The organism is Nosocomiicoccus sp. HMSC09A07, from assembly GCF_001808485.1.
GTDB lineage: Bacteria > Bacillota > Bacilli > Staphylococcales > Salinicoccaceae > Nosocomiicoccus > Nosocomiicoccus ampullae_A.
The window spans coordinates 196,684-215,842 of the sequence record NZ_KV793632.1; the positions used below are offsets into that span (position 1 = coordinate 196,684).

Genomic DNA, 19,159 nt, shown 5'->3' on the forward strand with positions numbered 1-19,159 from the left:
TTAGGTGTTTAGTTCAAAATCTCTCTTTTACCGTTTCTATACTAAATCCAATCGCTCTTTATAACACTTACGACATACAGGGACGTATTCTTCGTCACCGATTTGAATCGATTCACCGACATTTGTCGGAATATTATTATGTAATCTCATATTTAATGTCGCTTTTTTATTGCAGAACTGACAAACTGTTTTTAATTCGTCGATAGCATCAGCGAGTTCAAGTAGTGTACGACTGCCTTTGAACAATTCATTTCTAAAATCTGTTTTTAAACCAAAAGCAATAACAGGAATATCGAGTAAGTCTGGAATATCGCTTAAATTATGAATATCTTTTTTCGATAAAAATTGAGCTTCATCGATCAAAACAGCAAACACTTTTTCTTTCTCATTCTCTTTTTTAACTTTTTCAAAGATATCATCCGTTATATACTCTGCTTCCAGTTCTAAGCCGACTCTAGATTTTATTTTTTTATACCCACTTCTTGAATCAATCGGTGTCGTATACGCCAAGCATCTCTTACCTTGAGTCGTATATTGATGATGAGTCGTGATAATTTGATTACTTTTATTACTTTGCATTGTCCCGTAACGGAAATAAAGTTTCGCCATAATAATCCCAACCTTTATATAATCAGCAACAATTTTATCATGAATTTCAGTTTTATGTATTATAAAAGTCTATTCTCGTGTAACATAATAATTGAATAGATAATGTTAGGGACGATTGTATGGGGCTATTTAAACAAGCAACAGAGTTTATTAAAATGATGTACGACGAGTTAAAATTAGGTGATCCAGCGAATAGGTTAAGCGAGATTAAAAAAGAGATTGATGAGACGAACCATTACACACATACGTCTAAAGAGTTAGAATACGGAGCACGTGTTGCTTGGCGTAATTCGAACCGTTGTATTGGTAGATTATACTGGGAAAGTCTCGTCGTTAGAGATGAAAGACATATCGATAATGAGGAAGATTTCGTTCGATCTATTGAGACGCATATTAATGATGCGACAAATGGTGGTAAAATTGTGCCGATGATTTCAGTGTATAGTAATGATATTAAGCTATATAACGAACAACTTATACGTTACGCAGGATATGATAATGTCGGAGATCCGAGGTCGAGAGCAGCGACTAAACAAGCAGAAAAGGTCGGTTGGAAGAGTGAACCAGGTGACTTTAATGTGTTGCCTCTTTTATATAAAGTAGGTGATGGAGAGATTCATTATCATGAATACCGTGAAGGCCTTATTAAAGAAGTAGACATCGAACATCATCATTATCCAAAGTTAAAAGATTTAGGTCTTAAATGGTACGCGGTACCGATTATTAGTTGTATGGATTTAGAAATAGGTGGAATTTATTACCATACAACACCGTTTAATGGCTGGTATATGGAAACAGAAATCGCGGTTAGAAATTTTACCGATGATTATCGATATAACAAATTAGAAAGTATCGCTAAAGCACTAGAATTAGACATGTCGAAGACGACGACATATTGGAGAGACCGAGCGCTCGTAGAAATTAGCTACGCAGTGTACCATTCGTTTAGAGATAGTAAAGTAACGATGGTCGATCATATTACAGCATCTAAACAATTTAAAACATTTGAACGATTAGAACAAGAAGCGGGACGTACAGTAACAGGAAAGTGGAGCTGGCTCGCACCACCGTTATCACCGTCTCTGACTCATAACTATCATTACGGATTTGATAACACAATGAGGTCACCAAATTTCTTATATCGAGAAAACAAATGCCCCATGCATTAAAAATATTTCTTAGGAAATAATGAGACTGTAGATAACTCTTAAGAGGTCTACAGTCTTTTTTGTTATCTTTATTTCTTTACTAACACTCCTGTCGATGAGAGTCTATATTTTAATTCGACTTTCGAGATGGTTAAGCTATATGTTTTCTCTAAGTATTTAACCATTTTATTTAATGACATTGGATTCTTTTTGTAAATGTCTTTTAGTACGTCACTTTTTGACTGTACGTTAAGATCGTTAGTGTAAATGATTGGCGAACTGAAGCTTTGAGGGTATATGTTTTGTCTCGTTGCTAAAATTCTCTCTAACGTATAATCATTTAAGTAATCGAACAATTCGTGTTTAAATCCATGTTTTTTTAAGAATGGTAGTGTAAAGTATTTAAATTTCTTCGTAAATTGTTTCACTTCATAGATGAAACTGTCCACCATCGGTTTTGAAATTCCAAGATTTATTAAGTAAGTATAGTGGATGAGTTCATTTGGGCTAAGTCTAAAGATGATTAAATCTCTTTCGAGTTTGTATGTCTCAGAGTACCACTGTTGTGCTTTAAAAATTTCACGCGTATCAGTTTCAAATACTTCTTTAGAGACAATCCACGCTTTAATGGCTTCATGTGCATTGTTAAACGTGTCTTTATAAATAATAGCGCTACCTTTTGTCGTATAGCCAAGATTATGGAATAGTTGTTTACTCGGGATGAGTTCTTTATTTGCGATTTCAGACAAGTCAGCCATGACGTCAGAGACTAAATAAATCGGTTCAGTGAGACGTTTTTTTGCTTCTTTATAAAACGACTCACATTTAGGAATCGTATTATGGCAACGAATGATTCCGTCAAATATATAGTCGACGTGTTGATTAGAAATATACGTAAACATCGTATCTCTATGTAACCCGTAATCATTTTGTAAATGATCGAGGAGCTCGTTTAACGACCGACCGGTGTACTGACATACTTTATCTTCTATAAAGTTTTGGTGGCTGCACCCGACTTGAATCGTACTAATTCTAATGATGGAAATGACATCATTAAATTTTGATAGACCGACTTTATTCATGAGACTACCGAGTTCATATCCATTTATAAGACCAATCTTCGATAGTGATTTTCTATGATTATCGTAAACGAATTGTAAGCCGTAGCTCCCTTTTAACGTCGATAATATATTGTTAATGATGTTGATCGTGTCTTGAGTGATGTTTGTGTCATAGTATCTAAATTGATGTTTGATGCTCTTTACGACAGAATCTGAGTTGTCGATAATCGATTCGAATCGACGGATATCTGTTGGTTTAATATTTAGCACTCGGTTTGTTGTTAACTCGTTCATATATAATTCGTAAAATGATTCGAGTGCAAATGAGCGGTCTTTATATCGATATACTAAATCTTCAAAGAGGTTCGTGCTCGATTGTGTCACGACGTTGCCTTTACTGTTTATAAACATCTTTTCAAAATAGAGTAGGCGAGACAATTCATCTTCAGTTAATATGTGGTCTTTAACGATTGCTGCGACGTCAGTTGAGGAATCATTCGTTTCAAATTTATTATATAAGTATGATATGACGTCATCATCTAATTGAAACACGTACTGAAACGTATCACGAGGCATATTGTACGTTGTGATGTATTTACTGTAATCATTCTCTTTTAAGTAATGTGGAATGAAATTCGTATTAATACGAGACACATAAGTCAGTACAGTCGTTCTTGACACGCCCGTACTTTTTCCGATTTCGCGCACACTGACACCGTCTAGGCGCATTAAATATGTGTCTTTGTTTGGAAAATCAAATGCGAGAACGTCTTTTAAAGACCAACGTTTGACGTAGTATTTATCTTTCACTTTTACAAGAATTTCATCATCAATTAAAGCTGCTAGAGTTTCATATACTTTTTCTTTACCGTTTGAATAAAAATTATTCGATGATTGAATTAATCTTGCGACATCAATAGGCTGATCAATATCGTGTTCGACGAGTAATACGTATGAAATCACATCAATATATTTTTCAGAAAAAACGCTTTCAAATTCTTTTATAGCGGCTTGAGCTTTCTTATATATGGACCCGGCACCACGTTTTAAGTGGTAGTCATATTGTTCTTTAGAGAGCTGTTTTAATTGATGAATAGTTTCAAAACCAGCATTTTTTAATGAGCGATGGACAGATGGTGTCATTCCGAAGCCTTTCAGTAAATCGATGTGCATTAAATCATCGACAGAAAGCGTGGCATTCTCTTCATATAACACGCTACAAATTCTTCGGATTTGAATATCTAATTCGCTATAGTTTGATAACACACGTTTGTTACTATATACGAAGTCGATCAATCTATACTCATCTTTAACGAGTGGTTTTACTGCGTTGAGTAGCTTTTTGTTATGTACGGATAACACAAATAATGAAATCGACACAAGAACTCCCTCCTTCATTATTTAAATAATTATGATTATTATATCACTTCATTTTAATAATGAAAGCGTTATTTTGTATAAAAGTAAAATAAAAAACTGTAATCTAGTGAGTGAATCACTAAATTACAGTTTTATGTTTATAAGTTACCCATTACTTTACGAATTTTAGGTCCTAAAATAATTAATATAACAGCAACGATAATTGCAAATGAACCTAAGTACATGAAGTACGCTTTCGTATCAATGAGGTCATATAATTTAACCATTTGTGCGTTCAGGCCTTGTGCCATTGCATTGGATAAGAACCAAACAGACATCATTTGTGATTGGAACGCTACAGGTGCAAGTCGTGTAGTAGTTGAAAGTCCGATTGGTGATACGAATAACTCACCAATTGTAACAAGGAAGAAGCTTAACACGAGCCATAATGGATGTATTAACCCTTCTGTACTTAAAGGAACAATCATAATTAAGTACGCTGCTCCGGCAAGTAATACGCCGACTGTAAACTTTGTGACAGTTGACGGGTTACGATCTCCAAGTTTCACCCATAGTCTAGAAATAATCGGTGCAAAAAATACGATGAATAACGGGTTTAATGACTGGAACCAAGCAGCTGGTATATTGAAATCAATTAAACCATTTGTAATATTTGCTACGCTTAATTCTGTTTTAGTATCTGCAAATGCTGCAAGTACTGTTGCTCCTTGTTCTTGAATCATCCAGAATACAACAGATGCTAAAAAGAGCGGAATGTAAGCAAATAAATGCGAGCGCTCCTTCTTGGATACTTTTTTCGATAGGATCATTTTCGTAATTAAAACAGTCGGTAAAATGACACCTAAAAATGTAATGAAGTTAGCGAATGCACCAATTGTTAATGTATTCGTCATTAAAGTAATTGTTATAAATAGCACTATCGCAATGATTGTGACTGCTGCGATAATACCGAATTTTTTCTTTTCTTCAGCTTTTAAAGGGTCAGACGGTTTTAAGCCGAGATCGCCAAGGTTTTTCTTGTTTGTGATTACATAAGTTAATAACCCAAAGAACATTCCGACAGCTGCAAGAGCAAATCCTGCATGGAAGCCGTATTTAACTTGTAATGTTCCAACGAGTAACGGTGAAATTAAACTTCCTAAGTTAATGGACATATAAAATAATGTAAATCCACTGTCGACCCTCGGGTCGTCTTTTTCATATAACATACCAACATTTGTAGATATATTTGGTTTTAATAATCCGGTACCAATAATGAGTAGAAGTAATGCAATCATTAAAACAGTAAAGTTATTTGGCAGTGCGAGTAAGATGTGACCAAGCATGATGAGTATTCCACCATAAAAAATCGAATGGCGAATACCAAATACTCTATCTGCGAGCCATCCTCCGATAATACCACTCATGTAAATTAACGCACCGTAAATCGATACGATTTGTAACGCAGTAGACTGTTCAAGTCCGAATCCGCCTTTTGTTACTGAGTAGTATAAGTAGTAGGCTAGAATCGCTTTCATACCATAGTAACTAAAACGTTCCCAAAATTCAGTAAAGAATAATGTAGATAACCCTCTCGGTTGACCAAAGAATCCTTTATCTGGAATTGACTGCTTGCTTGAATTATTGTCAGTCATATAAAATCCCCTTTGATTAAATTATAAAATGAACATAAGCTAGTGTAACACAATTTTAAATATTTCGTAGAAATAAAAACGAGAAGCTTAAATAAAGCTTCTCTTTAAAAGTAAAAATTAAACTAATTTTTTATATGCGCCAATTGCTGCTGACATATCGTAGTATGATGCACCGACTGATTTGAAAATTGTAATGTCTTTTTCATCTCTTTCAAATTCTTGATCTAATGCATCGTTTAAACCGATTGCTTTTTCCCACTTAAAGTCACCAGTTTTAACAGCGTGAATGAATTCACCTGCTTCTTCGATTACACCGTCGACGTCGTCGAATATGACGTGGCGTGCACGTTTAATTGAGTCGGTATGAATTTCACGCATCTCTGGCATATATGATCCGAGACCATTAATGTGTGCGCCGTCTTTTACATGTTCGTCTTCAAATACTGCTTCAGTAGAGTTTGTTGCGGTATTGATGATATCTGAAGCGCGTGTTACGTCGTTTACGTTCTCACATATTTCGATATCTGCTTTTACACCATGTGCTTCAAGACGTGTTTTAAAATCATCACATTTACTTAACGTACGGTTAAATAGGCGTATCGTTTTAATATCGCGCACTTCAAGTACACCGAGTGCTTGCTCAAACGCCATACCGCCTGTTCCGATGATACCTAATTCTTTTGCATCTTTTTTAGCGAGTAAGTCTGTAGCGATACCTGTCATCGCACCGGTACGTAATCTCGTTAAATAGCTCGCATCAAGCGTTGCGACGTTTTCACCGTGCTCGAGTTCTGTCAGTACAGTAACTGCTTGAGTTGCAGGGTAGCCGTCTTTAGCATTGTCTGGGTAAATTGAGATAATTTTCACTGCTGAAAATTTTTCTTTGTTATCAACACATGGCATGTAAAGCATGACTTTATCGCCATCTACAGGAATAACAGTACGTTGTTCCATTTTAATAAGACCTTCATTTAAAGTGTTTAATGTGTTGTAAGTATCTTTAATTGCTTCGTCCATTTTATAGACCTGTTCGATTTCTTGATCGTTAAAAGTCTTCACTTAAAACCCTCCGTAAATTAAACTTCTTCTGTAGTAATCTTGCTTTCTTCAACTTGTGGCTTATGTTTAATTTGTAACACACTGAAAATTGAAATTAAAGAGATAACCATAATATACAGTGCAACTGGTAGCCAAGATTGGTCGAATTTACCCATTAAGTATTCAGCGACCATCGGAGCTGTACCACCTGCAAGTGCCGCACCGATTTGATAACCGAGCGTAACACCTGTGTAACGAACTTCTGCACTAAATACTTCAGAGAACATTGTACCTAGAACGGCTGTAATTGGTGACCAAATAATACTTAACCCGATAATTGTTGCTATGAACAGCATAATAATGTTATTTGTTTGTAGCATTAAGAAATACGGAATCATAAATAAGAACATAGCTACTGAACCAATTAAAAATAGCTTTTGTCTTCCAATACGATCACTAAGAGATCCCATATAAGGAATGAGTATAGATGTGATTGTAGCACTAATCATAACGACGAGCATTACTGTACTAAACTCATACCCTAGAGACTTCGTTGCATACCCAACAATAAATGTACCAAAAATATAGAACGGTGCAGTTTCAACAAATTTCGCACCACTCGTAATTAGCACTTCTCGTTTATGGTGTTTCCATGTATCAATAATAGGGACTTTTGGAATTTTACCTGATTCCATAGACGCTCTAAAGTCTGGTGTTTCGTCTAAATCTTTACGAATCCACAATCCAAATACGACTAAAAGCGCACTTAAAATAAATGGTATTCTCCATCCGATACTTAAAAATAACTCTTCACTCATAATAGATGTCATTAAGTAAAACGATGCAGAACCGAGTACCATCCCGATTGTAACACCCATTTGTGGTACTGCTCCGAAAAATCCACGTTTAGATTCTGGTGCATATTCTGTTGCAAGAAGTAAAGCGCCACCCCATTCTCCACTGATTCCTAGACCTTGAATTGAGTCTAAAAAACAGAAGTAAAATCGGTGCAAGTATCCCGATTTGAGCATACGTTGGTGTTAAACCAATACCTACAGTCGCAACACCCATTAATGTTAATGTAATAACTAGTGTACGTTTACGACCGATTCTATCACCAATATGTGAAAAGATAACGCCTCCAAAAGGACGTATAAAAAATGATAATGCAAGACCAAAATAAGCTATCATCGTTGAAAGTGTAGGGTTATCCGTAACGAAATATTGTGTGTTAAAGACAACACTTGCAACGGAAGCATATAAGAAAAAGTCGAACCATTCTATCGATGAACCGACTAAACTTGCGGTTAACACTTTTCTTTGTAATTTCTTATCCATTTTAGACATTAAGATCCTCCTTTATAATATAAAACGCTTACATCATAGTATGATATATGATATAATATAAAAATACTAGTGATATTTTTAAATGATTAAAAAGTTTATAAAATAAATGAATTTTAAATTAATAAAGCGTGCTGAACGTTTTGTTCAACACGCTTTTAGTATTTTAGATTAATCCAATCCATTTCCAGTATGTTGCACTGAATAGGAAGATTAGTAGTAATCCGATAATTGTTAGTGGGACACCTGTTTTAAAGTATTGTTTTACTGTAAATGTTTCTGAACCGTATGCGAGCATTCCTTGTGGTGAACTGATTGGTAATAGGAATCCAAAACTGATTACAAATTGTTGAATTAATACGAAACCTATTGCTTGGTCACCTAAGTCTAATGTCGCTGTAAGTGATATAAATACCGGAATTAACGCCGCTGCTAAACTTGTCGCACTCGCAAATCCTAAGTGGATGAGTACGTTAAAGATTGATACGATAATGATCGTTGCAAGGATCGGCATTGAGTCTAATCCAAGTGATCCGAATGTTTTATCACTTAACCACTGCGCGCCACCTGTGTTTAGTAGTAAACTACCGAGTGAGATACCAGCACCGAACACGATTACTGTGCCCCATGGGATATATTTGACAGCGTCTTCCCATTTAATGACGCCGATTTTAGGCATTAACATAATCGCAATCGCTACTAAAGTTAACGATGAAGAATCGATTGGGTGGAGTACTTTTTCAGTTGCCCATCCGAGAAGTAGTAATACTGAGATGATGATTAAACGCCACTCACGTCCAGAGATTTTACCCATGTCATCGAGCTGTTGTTTAATCATTTCAGAACCACCAGGTACTTCATCGTACTCAGGTTTCATGACTTTCATCATGACAAAGTAAAGGACTATAGACATTAAGATCGACCACGGAGCTGCGTATAAGAACCATTCACCCCATGAAATGTCGACGCCCATCGTGTCGCTAATAAAGTTTACTGCAACTAAGTTTTGCGCTGCTGCAGTTTTAATACCGATGTTCCAAATAGATACGGCTTGTACTGCAGTGATGACGAGTAAACCTGCGAGTTTACTATCTTTTGAAATATTAAACGCTGTAATCATACCGATTAAAATCGGAATGACTGCTCCAGCACGCGCTGTTGCAGATGGAACGAAGAACGCTAAAATAATCGCAACGATAATACTACCGATGACGATACGTGACGTCTTATTACCAACGAGCGATAAGACGACGAGGGCTAAACGTTTGTGTAAATTTGTCGCTTGCATTGCTGCAGCTAAAAATAGTGCTGCTGCTACAAGGACAAGTGCAGATGAAGAATACCCACTAAACGCCAGTGATAGAGAGTTTTTCGTACCTACTAAGTCACTACCTGACGCTGCTCCTTTTGTTAAATAATCTCCTAATTCACCTGCTGGGCTAAACCCGATGAGTAATATAATTAGTGCGAGGATCATCACTGAAGATGTCGGATAAGATACTGCTTCAGTCACCCACATAATGACTGCAAATGCTAAAATCGCAAGCGCCATATGTCCAACGACTGGTAAACCGTCTGGTGTTGGAATAAGTAATATAGCAAATAATACGACGAATGCTACAACCGTCCAGACGATGTTCATAGAACGTTTTTTATTTTGTGTTTGATCGTTTTCACGACTCATCAAACCATCCCTTTCTATACTATTAAATCAAATAATAGTCTCACTCTTATTATAAAGGCTATCTATGTGAAAATAAGCGCAAACTATGACGATATTGTTATATTTTTAATCGTCATTACATATATAGACGTTTTTCATCGATATTAATCTAAAAAAGCTAGATTTATAGCACTTTCTAAAAGAAATCGAGTGGACAAATAATCGTTTAAATTGCACAATTAAAGTAATCATATGTGAAACGGAGATAATAACATGAAACGACCTGTATTTATAGGGCTTGCGATATTATTTGTAGCATTTATCGTGGTTGCAGGTTTTAAGATCGCAAACCACCAAAAGTATGCAAATGTGTACGCAGAAATATATTCGATTTCGAAAACGAAGTACGCATCTTCATCGACTGTGTTCGATAAAGAAAAAGACGCGATTGAAACAAAGTATGAAAATGTTAAAGAAATCGATGAAATGCGCGTGAAATATAATTTTTCAGATGTAGACGGTGGATTTGTCGTCGAATTGTTTGATGGGGCTAGTGTGTATACCGTGCGTTATAATGCTTCAGATAAAGTGCTGTACGAATCATTTTCTGGTGATGAAAGTAAAGAAGCGGAGCTAAAGGAAGTATTTAAACGTGAGTTTTTAGAAGACTGGTTTAATACACGTGCGAGTCGATTTAGTATGGATAATTTAGGAGACGTTGAAGTCATAAACGAATAAAAAACGGGTAATGAGTCATTTTACATGTTTCTCATACCCGCTTCTCGTTAATTTTTTTCGTATATCTCTTTTGTTAAATGGGAAAGTTAAACCGATTAATGTTTCGCTTTCTGTATCGCTATTAAGTGCTTGCTTCATATACGATTTACCGACTAAATATTCCCCGTCTCTATAATAATTTGAATTAAAACCTTCAACTGTATCAAAACTCTTTACGCCATCGAGCAGCTCTTTTCGAAGGCGTTTTTTTCTGTTACTAAGTTCTGAAGTTTTAATATGTCCTTCTTTAGTCGTAAAGATTTTAGTTTTCTCGATCGATATTGGTTGATTATCTTTGTATGTAATTTTGACGATAGATGACGTATTGTGGACGTTATCGATATTTTTATAAATCTCTTCGTTATCGTCTAGAGTTGTTAAACTCTCTTCTATGAGTAGATACGCTTTTGTATCACGATGAGATTTTTTAAAACGATTGTCAAACCAAATGGAAATAAAAACAATAAATACCAAAAGTAATACGATAAATATCCAACCACTAAGCGTAGTAGGCATCGATAGCTGATTGTAAAGCATAAGTCACCTTCTTCTCTGTAGTCGTTAATACTTTACACACATTTACTAAAAAAGAAACATAAAAAATCACTTTACTTTTTGTAATCGCTTACTTATATTTAAAGTATCTTTACTTTAAGGAGGTTGTATTGTGAAGGAGAAAAAAGAAAAGTGGTATAAACGTCTGGAAATGCCAGATGCATTCGTCATTATATTTAGTATCGTACTACTCGCGGCTGTTTTATCTTACTTAATACCAGCTGGGACATTTGTACGTGAAGAGGTTGACGGAGTAACGCGTGTCATTCCAGGAAGTTATACGTATGTAGAATCTAACCCTGCGAATGTATTGGATTTATTTGTTTCGATACAAAAAGGGATGATCGACACAGCGAATATTATATTTTTAATTTTGATAGTCGGTGGAATCGTTAAGATTATTGAATATACTGGTGCGATTGATGCCGGAATAAACGTCCTAATTCAAAAGACAAAGGGCCGTTATATGGTTTTAATTACTCTCGTTGCCTTAACGTTTGGTATTTTAGCATCTATGGGACTCGTAGCGAACGCGGTAATCGCATTTGTACCGATTGGTATTGCGTTAGCTAGAAACTTGAAACTCGACGCGATCATTGGAGTATCGATGATTTACCTCGGCTATTATGCCGGGATGGTTGCAGGTATTTTTGACCCAGTTGTATTAGTGTTCGCACAAACGATAGCAGAACTTCCACTATTTTCTGGTATGACATTACGTGTATTTATATTTATCGGTATGATTTTATCGGTCATTATATTTACAAATCGTTACGCGAAAAAAGTAAAAAATGACCCGTCAAAATCTATATTAGGTAATCGACCATTTAATGACGATGAAGGAATCACAAATATTGAACCTCCGAAATTTACTGTATTACACGGAATTAACTTACTCATTTTCGTCGGATATCTCGGGTTTTTCATCTGGGGAGCATTTACGAGAAGTTGGGGAATTAATGAGTTAGTTGGTGTATTTTTAATGATGGGCTTTACAGTTGGATTTGTGTCACGTATTTCGCCTAACAAATTCGTTAAAATATTTATTGAAGGTGCGCGTGGTATTACATACGGTGCTTTAGTCGTTGGTCTCGCGCGTGCGGTCGTTATTATATTAGAAAACAGTCAAATTCTTGATACGATTGTAAATGCAACGCTCGTACCGTTACAAGCAATGCCGACATATCTAGGTGGACTGATGTTATTTGTTTTTAACTTACTGTTTAACTTCCTCGTAACGTCCGGTACAGGACAAGCGGCAATCGTTATGCCATTAATGGTTCCGATTACGGATGTCATTGGGATTACAAGACAAACAGGTGTATTAGCATTTATACTCGGTGACGGTATTACAAATATCGTGGCACCAACGTCTGGTGTACTTATGGCAGTACTTGCGGTTGGTGGAGTGAAGTGGACGGACTGGCTGAAATTTGTTTGGCCAATTTTACTTTCATGGATTGTCATTGGAACGCTTGCGCTTCTATATGCGCTCGTTACAGGATACGGACCATACTAATATCGTTTGCTTAAGGATAAAAATAACTTTACACTTATGACACAAAACAATTTAAGGTGGTTTTGAAATGAAAAAGTTATTTTCTATATTTTTATCTTTAGCAGTTTTAGTCACACTTGCTGCTTGTAGTAATGATGATAACAGTGAGGAAGTAAAAAGCGCAAAACAACAAGAACCAGTTGAAAATAAAGAAGAGACTAGCGAACCTAAAGAAGAGGAAAGTGAAACTAAAGAAGAGACTGTCACATACGAGAAAGAAGAGCAGGGTATTTTAGTGACGGTTGATTTAATTCATAAAGGTGAGGAACTCATCCGTCAAGTTACGACAACAAAAGCAGATTACGAAGCCATTAACGTTTCTAATAAAGATGAGGCAAAGCAAAGATTTGAAGACATCGATGCTTTTGAAGCGTATGAAGGTGAAGAAGGTTTAAATTACGATGTAGAATTTAAAGACGATCATTTCATAGAAACGATCGAGGTCGAGTATTCAAAAATAAGCCCAGAAAAGCTAAATGAATTAGTACGTCCAGCAGAAGATAACAAGACTGGTGAAATACAAAAAATAAGCCTTGATTTAACGATTAAGGAACTCGAACAAGCAGGATTTAAACTTAAGGAAAAATAAAATTTTTGACAAGATTTATATAACATTATACAATTAGTTCGAATTCGAAATAATTTTAAGGGGTGACATTTTATGACGAGGCAAAGCGATGCTTTAAAAACATTCGTGGCACTTAAACGTACGACAGATAATTTTTTTAAGCGAGTTAAAGCAGATATAAAATGTCACGGCCTGACTGTGAATGAGTTTGCGGTACTTGAAGTGTTATATAACAAAGGGCCACAACCCATTCAACAAATTAAAGAAAAAATACTCATCGCGAGTAGTTCAACGACGTATGTGATCGATAGTTTAGAAAAACGCAACTATGTCGTTCGTACACAAGATTTATCGGATAAGCGTACGTATCATGCGAGTCTGACTGAAAAGGGATATCAGTTGATTGATTCGGTGTTTCCAAGTCATGCTCAAATGATTGAATCATGCTTTCAAGATTTAGATGATGCGTCGTTAACTCAGCTTAGAGAATTATTAAAAATAGTTTCAACTCGAGTATCTAAATGATGCCGAGTTTGTTTTTATGATATATTTCGAATTCGAAATAATGTAGGAGGTAAAATTATGGAAAACAAACTTCTAGGACTCCACCACGTAACGGCAATGACAAAAGATGCGATAGAAAATTATAAGTTTTTCACTGAAATTTTAGGCATGCGACTCGTGAAAAAGACAGTCAATCAAGATGACATTTATACGTATCATACATTTTTTGCAGATGATGTTGGGAATGCAGGTACGGATATGACATTTTTTGATTTCCCAAATCAAGTTAAAGGTAAAAAAGGTACAAACTCTCTCTATAGAACGTCATTTCGCGTACCAAGTGACGCGGCAATTGAATATTACAAAAAACGTTTTGAAACATTTAATGTCACACACGAAGAAATCACTGAATTTAATGGGCATAAAGTTTTACGCTTTGAAGATGATGATGAGCAATACTATCAACTTATATCTGACGAAGATAACAGAGGTGTTCAAGCAGGAATTCCGTGGGAAAATGGACCTGTGCCAAAAGAATACGCGATATACGGTCTAGGTCCAATGGTAATTAAAGTCAGTTATTATGATGCGTTTATTGACATGTTACAAAATGTGTACGACATGGAAGTTGTATCTAAGAATGACACGTATACTATTTTAACGATGGGTGAAGGCGGTAATGGAGCTGAATTGCACGTGTTCCACGATGAAGAGAGTGAAGACTCTAAACAAGGTTATGGAGAAATTCACCATGTGGCATTTCGCGTAAAAGATGATGAAGCATTGAATAACTGGGTTCAGCGCTATAAAGAACACCGTGTGCCTAACTCAGGAATCATCGATCGATTTTATTTTAAAGCGTTATACGCAAGAATTGGTCATATTCTCTTTGAAATCTCAACAGATGGACCAGGATTTATGACCGATGAACCATACGAAACACTCGGTGAATCATTAGCATTGCCGCCAGCCTTAGAACATAGGCGGGAAGATATCGAGAAGAGAGTTCGTCCGTTTGACACTTCAAGGAAGTAGGTGAACGTTATGCACTATATATTTAATAAAGGCCAAAAAGGCAAACCGATATTCTTACTTCTACACGGAACAGGATCAGACGAAAGAGGATTGCTGCCACTCGCAAACATGTTAGATGATTCATATGGCGTGTTATCTGTTAGAGGAAATGTTCAAGAAAATGGCATGAACCGATATTTTAAACGTCTTGGTTTCGGTCAGTATGACTTGGAAGATTTAAATTATAGAGGGCAAGAATTGCTTGATTTTCTACAAAAGATATCGGAATCTGAAGAGTTCGATATACAGGATCTAATTCCGGTTGGATTTTCAAATGGCGCAAATATCGCAATTCACTTACTACTACGTGAGGACGTTAATATTAAACGCTCGATACTATTCGCACCACTATATCCGTTAGAACTAACAGATAACAGTAAAGATATGTCCGACTTAAAAGTATTCTTATCAGTCGGAGATAACGATCCAATGGTGACACAAGAAGATAACGAGTATGTAGAACAAATTTTTGCTTCACGTGGAGCAAAAGTAACAACAGTTCATGTGAATGGGCATGAAATTACAACTGATGCAGTTGAGAAAGCAAAAACATGGTTATTAAATCATTAAATTTATAAGGAAGATGGAATAAAAATGAAAACATTTAAATTAGACAAATCACACAGCTCAGTAGAGTTTTCTGTAAAACATATGATGGTATCTACAGTGAAAGGTAGATTCACAGAATTTGATGGAGAAATTTCAGGTGATCTTGAAGACTTAAGCACATTACAAGTTAAAGGAATTGCGTATGTAGATTCAATCGAAACTAAAAATGCAGATCGTGATAATCATTTAAGATCAGCAGACTTTTTCGATGTAGAAAAATTCCCTGAAATAGAATTCGTCTCAAAATCAGTGACGGACAATACGATTACAGGTGATTTAAAAATTAAAGATGAAGTTCATGAGGAAACTTTTGAATTTGAACATAACGGCGTACACAAAAATCCATTTACAGATTCTTACGTGACAGGAGTTATTTTAAGAGGTACGATCAACCGTGAAAAATATGGACTTACTTGGAACCAAGCGTTAGAAACAGGAGGCGTTATGGTTGGTAAAGACGTCAAAATTGAAATCGGTGCAGAATTCGAAATCGCAGAATAATTTGTAAAATTTTCAGAAAACATGTTGACATTCATTTTTCAATGAATTAAAGTTATATCCAACAATTTAATTTATCTTATCCAGAGAGGTGGAGGGACTGGCCCTTTGAAGCCTCGGCAGCGAGCATTTTATATGTGTTGTGCCAATTCCAGTAGCGTTTAGCTAGTAGATAAGAATAGTGCGACCCTATTTTTATCTATATAAAAATAGGGTTTTTTATTTTGTAATTTGCGTTGGAAGGTGAATTTTGTGATTCAAATTGAAAATGTCTCAAAGACATTTAATCGTAAAGGTGTAACAACCGAAGCATTAAAAAATGTTTCACTGGATATTAAAGAAGGTGAAATATACGGCATTGTCGGCTTTAGTGGTGCTGGGAAAAGTACGTTACTCCGTACGATCAACCACTTAACGACGCCGACAAGTGGCGAAGTCATCGTGGATGGTAAGCATTTAAAGAAAGCGAATAGTAAAGAAATTCGTGAGATTAAAAAAGATATCGGCATGATATTCCAACATTTTAACTTGCTGAATTCAAAAACAGTATTTAAAAACGTGGCAATGCCGCTAATTTTATCTGGCACACCGAAAGAAGAAATTGAAAAAAGAGTGAACGAACTCCTTGATTTCGTCGGTTTAAAGGATAAAGCACAGAACTACCCGGATGAATTGTCGGGTGGTCAAAAACAACGTATCGGAATCGCAAGAGCACTCGCAACACAACCTAAAATTTTACTCTGTGACGAAGCGACAAGTGCTTTAGACCCTGAAACGACGGCATCAATTTTATCTTTACTCAAAAGAGTAAATGAAGAATACAACATTACGATTTTACTCATCACGCACGAAATGAGTGTCGTAAGAGAAATTTGTGACAAAGTTGCGATTATGGAAAACGGTGAAGTGATAGAGTCTGGTAGCGTGTTTGATATTTTTTCAAATCCAAGTACGAGAACGGGTGTTAAATTCGTAAATACAGTCATGCATAGTGAAGTTCCGGACTTTGTACTTAGACTATTAAGCGACGATATAAAGCGTCATATTTATCGACTCAATTTCATCGCAGATAGTGCAGGGCAACCGGTACTCAGTCAATTGTCAAAACGCTATGACGTTGAAGCGAGCGTGTTGTTTGGAAACATTACAGAGCTTCAACGTACACCATTTGGTAATTTAATTGTCGAATTTATCGGTGAAGCCGAGGAAATTGAAAAGGTTAAAGCATTTTTAACAGAACAAGAGGTCTTATATAGTGAGGTGACAAGAAATGCTAGTGAGTACTGATCGAATTTTAAGTGCACTCGTTGAAACACTTCAAATGGTGACGATATCGTTTGTCTTTAGTATTTTACTCGGGATTCCACTTGGGGTGTTACTATACGTCACGAGAAATGGCGGAATTTTAGAAGAAAAAATAACATTCACTATTTTGAGTTTCGTTATTAACATTTTAAGATCAATTCCATTCATCATCTTACTCGTTGCAATTATACCGTTTACGAGACTCATCGTCGGAAGCTCAATTGGAACGGCGGCTGCGATTGTACCGATGGTCGTCTATGCAGGACCATATGTTGCAAGGCTCGTAGAATCATCGCTACTAGAAGTAGATGACGGTGTGCTTGAAGCGGCAGATGCGATGGGCGCAACGCCTCTACAAACAATCTTTAGATTCGTTATCCCGGAAGCGTTAGGTTCACTCATCTTAAACTTCACAATCGCTACGATCGGTTTAGTCGGAGCATCAGCGATGGCTGGAACTGTTGGTGGTGGAGGAATTGGAGACTTAGCCATTACTTACGGTTATCAAAGATTTGATGGTATGACGATGTTAGTCACAGTAGTTATCCTCGTCGTTTTAGTTCAAGGATTACAGTCACTTGGAAATGGATTATCAAGAATAGTTAGAAGAAAGTAAAAATTAAAAGGGGAAATTTTATAATGAATAAATTACATGTATTATTTTTAGCACTTATATCTATCGTTGTCCTTAGCGCATGTGGTAATAACGAAAAAGTGAAAATTGGAGTTAGTGGTACAGACACGACAGTTTGGGATTTTGTCGCTGAAAAAGCGAAAAAAGAAGGTATTGATATTGAAATCGTATCGTTTAATGACTACGTTCAACCAAACACTGCACTTGCTGACGGTGATATCGATGCGAACGCATTCCAAACAGTCGCTTACTTCGATGAGTTTATTAAAGAAAGAGATTTAGACTTAGTACCGATCGCAACGACTAACTTAGCACCAATGGGAATTTACTCTAACAAAATCAAAGATTTAAGTGAGTTAAAAGAAGGAGACACAGTTGCGGTACCAAACGACGTTTCAAACCAAGGTCGTGCGTTAATGCTTTTAGAAGAAGCGGGAGTTATTAAATTAGTAGATAACTATAACGGCTTAGATTCAATTGAAGATGCGGTTGTTGAAAACAAGAAAAACATCCAGTTTAAAGAAGTCGCACCAGCACAAATCCCGAGAACATTAGATGACGTAGCAGCTGGAGCAATCAACAACGGAATCGCTCGTGACGCAGGATTCGATATTCAAAACGATTCAATTTTCTTAGAAGACGACACAGCGACGCCTTACGTTAACATTATCGCAGTCCGCGCTGAAGATAAAGATAACGAAACACTGAATAGAATTGCTGAACTTTACCAAGAAGATGATACGAAACAACTAATCTTAGATACTTATGGTGGTGCGTTAATTCCAACGTTCATTCCACTTGAAGATATTGGTTGGTAATAGAAAAATCCACTTTTAAAATGATGTGTTACCCAAGTTGTACTATTTGGTATTATACTGATTTTAAGGTATGTCTCTTGAAGAATTCAGGAGACATACTTTTAATTTGAGCTAAATTCTATATTTTTATAATAATCGATGCATTCAATTAGAAGCTTATGCGCCCTCTTATGACAGTATGAAAGAAGATCTGTCGAAAGTAAGAGAATATTTAATTAATGATAGGAAGTTAAATCCAGACATTGTAAATACATTGATGAGTAAAGGGTTTATCCGACAAGATGAGAGAAATAATGCCGTTTATACATGGGTGAATAATGGAGAAATTGTTGGTCATAATTCAGAGGAGAGTTATAAGAAAAAAGATGGTGGAAGATACAAG

The 19,159-nt window shown here is 36.1% G+C and carries 18 protein-coding genes, 1 pseudogene and 1 riboswitch; of the genes and pseudogenes, 12 read left to right on the forward strand and 7 right to left on the reverse strand.

Features of this window, described 5'->3' with window-relative positions; translation table 11 throughout:
• Positions 1-36 precede the first annotated feature (36 nt).
• Entirely contained in the window at positions 37-609 is a 573-nt protein-coding gene (locus HMPREF3177_RS04180; protein ID WP_070457208.1) for a thymidine kinase, read from the reverse strand.
• Between the two features lie 119 nt (positions 610-728).
• Here HMPREF3177_RS04180 and HMPREF3177_RS04185 point away from each other — a divergent pair, with 119 nt between their 5' ends.
• The gene (locus tag HMPREF3177_RS04185) at positions 729-1,778 is read left to right on the forward strand and encodes a nitric oxide synthase oxygenase (RefSeq protein ID WP_070457209.1); all 1,050 of its coding nucleotides are present in this window, start codon (positions 729-731) and stop codon (positions 1,776-1,778) included.
• Positions 1,779-1,846: 68 nt separating this feature from the next.
• Here HMPREF3177_RS04185 and HMPREF3177_RS04190 read toward each other — a convergent pair whose 3' ends face one another.
• From HMPREF3177_RS04190 to HMPREF3177_RS04210, 5 genes and pseudogenes are all read right to left on the reverse strand, one after another.
• Entirely contained in the window at positions 1,847-4,198 is a 2,352-nt protein-coding gene (locus HMPREF3177_RS04190; RefSeq protein ID WP_070457210.1) for a hypothetical protein, read from the reverse strand.
• A gap of 137 nt (positions 4,199-4,335) precedes the next feature.
• Complete coding sequence (locus HMPREF3177_RS04195) at positions 4,336-5,832, reverse strand: peptide MFS transporter (RefSeq protein WP_070457211.1); 1,497 nt, start codon at positions 5,830-5,832, stop codon at positions 4,336-4,338.
• A gap of 117 nt (positions 5,833-5,949) precedes the next feature.
• A complete protein-coding gene (locus tag HMPREF3177_RS04200; protein ID WP_070457212.1) occupies positions 5,950-6,891 on the reverse strand; it encodes an ornithine cyclodeaminase family protein in 942 nt (313 codons plus the stop codon).
• Between the two features lie 17 nt (positions 6,892-6,908).
• Positions 6,909-8,208 (reverse strand): annotated as a pseudogene (locus HMPREF3177_RS04205) (MFS transporter).
• A 172-nt stretch (positions 8,209-8,380) separates the two neighbouring features.
• Positions 8,381-9,856 carry an SLC13 family permease gene (locus HMPREF3177_RS04210; protein ID WP_371440533.1) on the reverse strand — a complete coding sequence of 492 codons (1,476 nt, stop codon included), beginning with the start codon at positions 9,854-9,856 and terminating at the stop codon, positions 8,381-8,383.
• A gap of 294 nt (positions 9,857-10,150) precedes the next feature.
• On the opposite strand from HMPREF3177_RS04210, the gene HMPREF3177_RS04215 reads away from it, so the two are divergent.
• Positions 10,151-10,615, forward strand: coding sequence for a hypothetical protein (locus HMPREF3177_RS04215; RefSeq protein ID WP_070457214.1), 465 nt, complete (start codon positions 10,151-10,153; stop codon positions 10,613-10,615).
• A 15-nt stretch (positions 10,616-10,630) separates the two neighbouring features.
• On the opposite strand, the gene HMPREF3177_RS04220 is transcribed toward HMPREF3177_RS04215, so the two are convergent.
• The gene (locus HMPREF3177_RS04220) at positions 10,631-11,191 is read right to left on the reverse strand and encodes a hypothetical protein (protein ID WP_070457215.1); all 561 of its coding nucleotides are present in this window, start codon (positions 11,189-11,191) and stop codon (positions 10,631-10,633) included.
• Positions 11,192-11,321: 130 nt separating this feature from the next.
• Here HMPREF3177_RS04220 and HMPREF3177_RS04225 point away from each other — a divergent pair, with 130 nt between their 5' ends.
• From HMPREF3177_RS04225 to HMPREF3177_RS04270, 10 genes are all read left to right on the forward strand, one after another.
• Positions 11,322-12,728 carry a YfcC family protein gene (locus HMPREF3177_RS04225; RefSeq protein ID WP_210388785.1) on the forward strand — a complete coding sequence of 469 codons (1,407 nt, stop codon included), beginning with the start codon at positions 11,322-11,324 and terminating at the stop codon, positions 12,726-12,728.
• 67 nt (positions 12,729-12,795) lie between these two features.
• A complete protein-coding gene (locus HMPREF3177_RS04230) occupies positions 12,796-13,356 on the forward strand; it encodes a DUF1307 domain-containing protein (protein WP_068130964.1) in 561 nt (186 codons plus the stop codon).
• A gap of 72 nt (positions 13,357-13,428) precedes the next feature.
• Positions 13,429-13,860, forward strand: a complete 432-nt coding sequence (locus HMPREF3177_RS04235; protein ID WP_070457216.1) for a MarR family winged helix-turn-helix transcriptional regulator — start codon at positions 13,429-13,431, stop codon at positions 13,858-13,860.
• Positions 13,861-13,917: 57 nt separating this feature from the next.
• A complete protein-coding gene (locus HMPREF3177_RS04240; protein WP_070457217.1) occupies positions 13,918-14,874 on the forward strand; it encodes a ring-cleaving dioxygenase in 957 nt (318 codons plus the stop codon).
• 9 nt (positions 14,875-14,883) lie between these two features.
• Positions 14,884-15,483: an alpha/beta hydrolase gene (locus tag HMPREF3177_RS04245; protein WP_070457218.1), complete on the forward strand. Its 600-nt coding sequence runs from the start codon at positions 14,884-14,886 to the stop codon at positions 15,481-15,483.
• A 24-nt stretch (positions 15,484-15,507) separates the two neighbouring features.
• Positions 15,508-16,023: a YceI family protein gene (locus tag HMPREF3177_RS04250; protein WP_070457219.1), complete on the forward strand. Its 516-nt coding sequence runs from the start codon at positions 15,508-15,510 to the stop codon at positions 16,021-16,023.
• Between the two features lie 73 nt (positions 16,024-16,096).
• Positions 16,097-16,199, forward strand: a riboswitch (SAM riboswitch).
• A gap of 73 nt (positions 16,200-16,272) precedes the next feature.
• The gene (locus HMPREF3177_RS04255; RefSeq protein ID WP_068130952.1) at positions 16,273-17,307 is read left to right on the forward strand and encodes a methionine ABC transporter ATP-binding protein; all 1,035 of its coding nucleotides are present in this window, start codon (positions 16,273-16,275) and stop codon (positions 17,305-17,307) included.
• Complete coding sequence (locus HMPREF3177_RS04260) at positions 17,291-17,941, forward strand: methionine ABC transporter permease (protein WP_068130950.1); 651 nt, start codon at positions 17,291-17,293, stop codon at positions 17,939-17,941. Before HMPREF3177_RS04255 ends, HMPREF3177_RS04260 begins: the two co-directional genes overlap by 17 nt.
• Before the next feature lie 23 nt (positions 17,942-17,964).
• Complete coding sequence (locus HMPREF3177_RS04265) at positions 17,965-18,777, forward strand: MetQ/NlpA family ABC transporter substrate-binding protein (protein WP_070457220.1); 813 nt, start codon at positions 17,965-17,967, stop codon at positions 18,775-18,777.
• Positions 18,778-18,955: 178 nt separating this feature from the next.
• Positions 18,956-19,159 (forward strand): DUF3991 domain-containing protein (locus tag HMPREF3177_RS04270; protein ID WP_148128602.1); only part of this gene is annotated, 204 nt, incomplete at its 3' end.

What these genes read in the sequence shown, in the direction of transcription:
- HMPREF3177_RS04180 (WP_070457208.1), bottom strand. Translation starts at nt 609, where the DNA reads ATGGCGAAACTTTATTTCCGTTACGGGACAATGCAAAGTAATAAAAGT.
- HMPREF3177_RS04185 (WP_070457209.1), top strand. Translation starts at nt 729, where the DNA reads ATGGGGCTATTTAAACAAGCAACAGAGTTTATTAAAATGATGTACGAC.
- HMPREF3177_RS04195 (WP_070457211.1), bottom strand. Translation starts at nt 5,832, where the DNA reads ATGACTGACAATAATTCAAGCAAGCAGTCAATTCCAGATAAAGGATTC.
- HMPREF3177_RS04210 (WP_371440533.1), bottom strand. Translation starts at nt 9,856, where the DNA reads ATGAACATCGTCTGGACGGTTGTAGCATTCGTCGTATTATTTGCTATA.
- HMPREF3177_RS04215 (WP_070457214.1), top strand. Translation starts at nt 10,151, where the DNA reads ATGAAACGACCTGTATTTATAGGGCTTGCGATATTATTTGTAGCATTT.
- HMPREF3177_RS04220 (WP_070457215.1), bottom strand. Translation starts at nt 11,191, where the DNA reads ATGCTTTACAATCAGCTATCGATGCCTACTACGCTTAGTGGTTGGATA.
- HMPREF3177_RS04230 (WP_068130964.1), top strand. Translation starts at nt 12,796, where the DNA reads ATGAAAAAGTTATTTTCTATATTTTTATCTTTAGCAGTTTTAGTCACA.
- HMPREF3177_RS04235 (WP_070457216.1), top strand. Translation starts at nt 13,429, where the DNA reads ATGACGAGGCAAAGCGATGCTTTAAAAACATTCGTGGCACTTAAACGT.
- HMPREF3177_RS04240 (WP_070457217.1), top strand. Translation starts at nt 13,918, where the DNA reads ATGGAAAACAAACTTCTAGGACTCCACCACGTAACGGCAATGACAAAA.
- HMPREF3177_RS04245 (WP_070457218.1), top strand. Translation starts at nt 14,884, where the DNA reads ATGCACTATATATTTAATAAAGGCCAAAAAGGCAAACCGATATTCTTA.
- HMPREF3177_RS04250 (WP_070457219.1), top strand. Translation starts at nt 15,508, where the DNA reads ATGAAAACATTTAAATTAGACAAATCACACAGCTCAGTAGAGTTTTCT.
- HMPREF3177_RS04260 (WP_068130950.1), top strand. Translation starts at nt 17,291, where the DNA reads ATGCTAGTGAGTACTGATCGAATTTTAAGTGCACTCGTTGAAACACTT.
- HMPREF3177_RS04265 (WP_070457220.1), top strand. Translation starts at nt 17,965, where the DNA reads ATGAATAAATTACATGTATTATTTTTAGCACTTATATCTATCGTTGTC.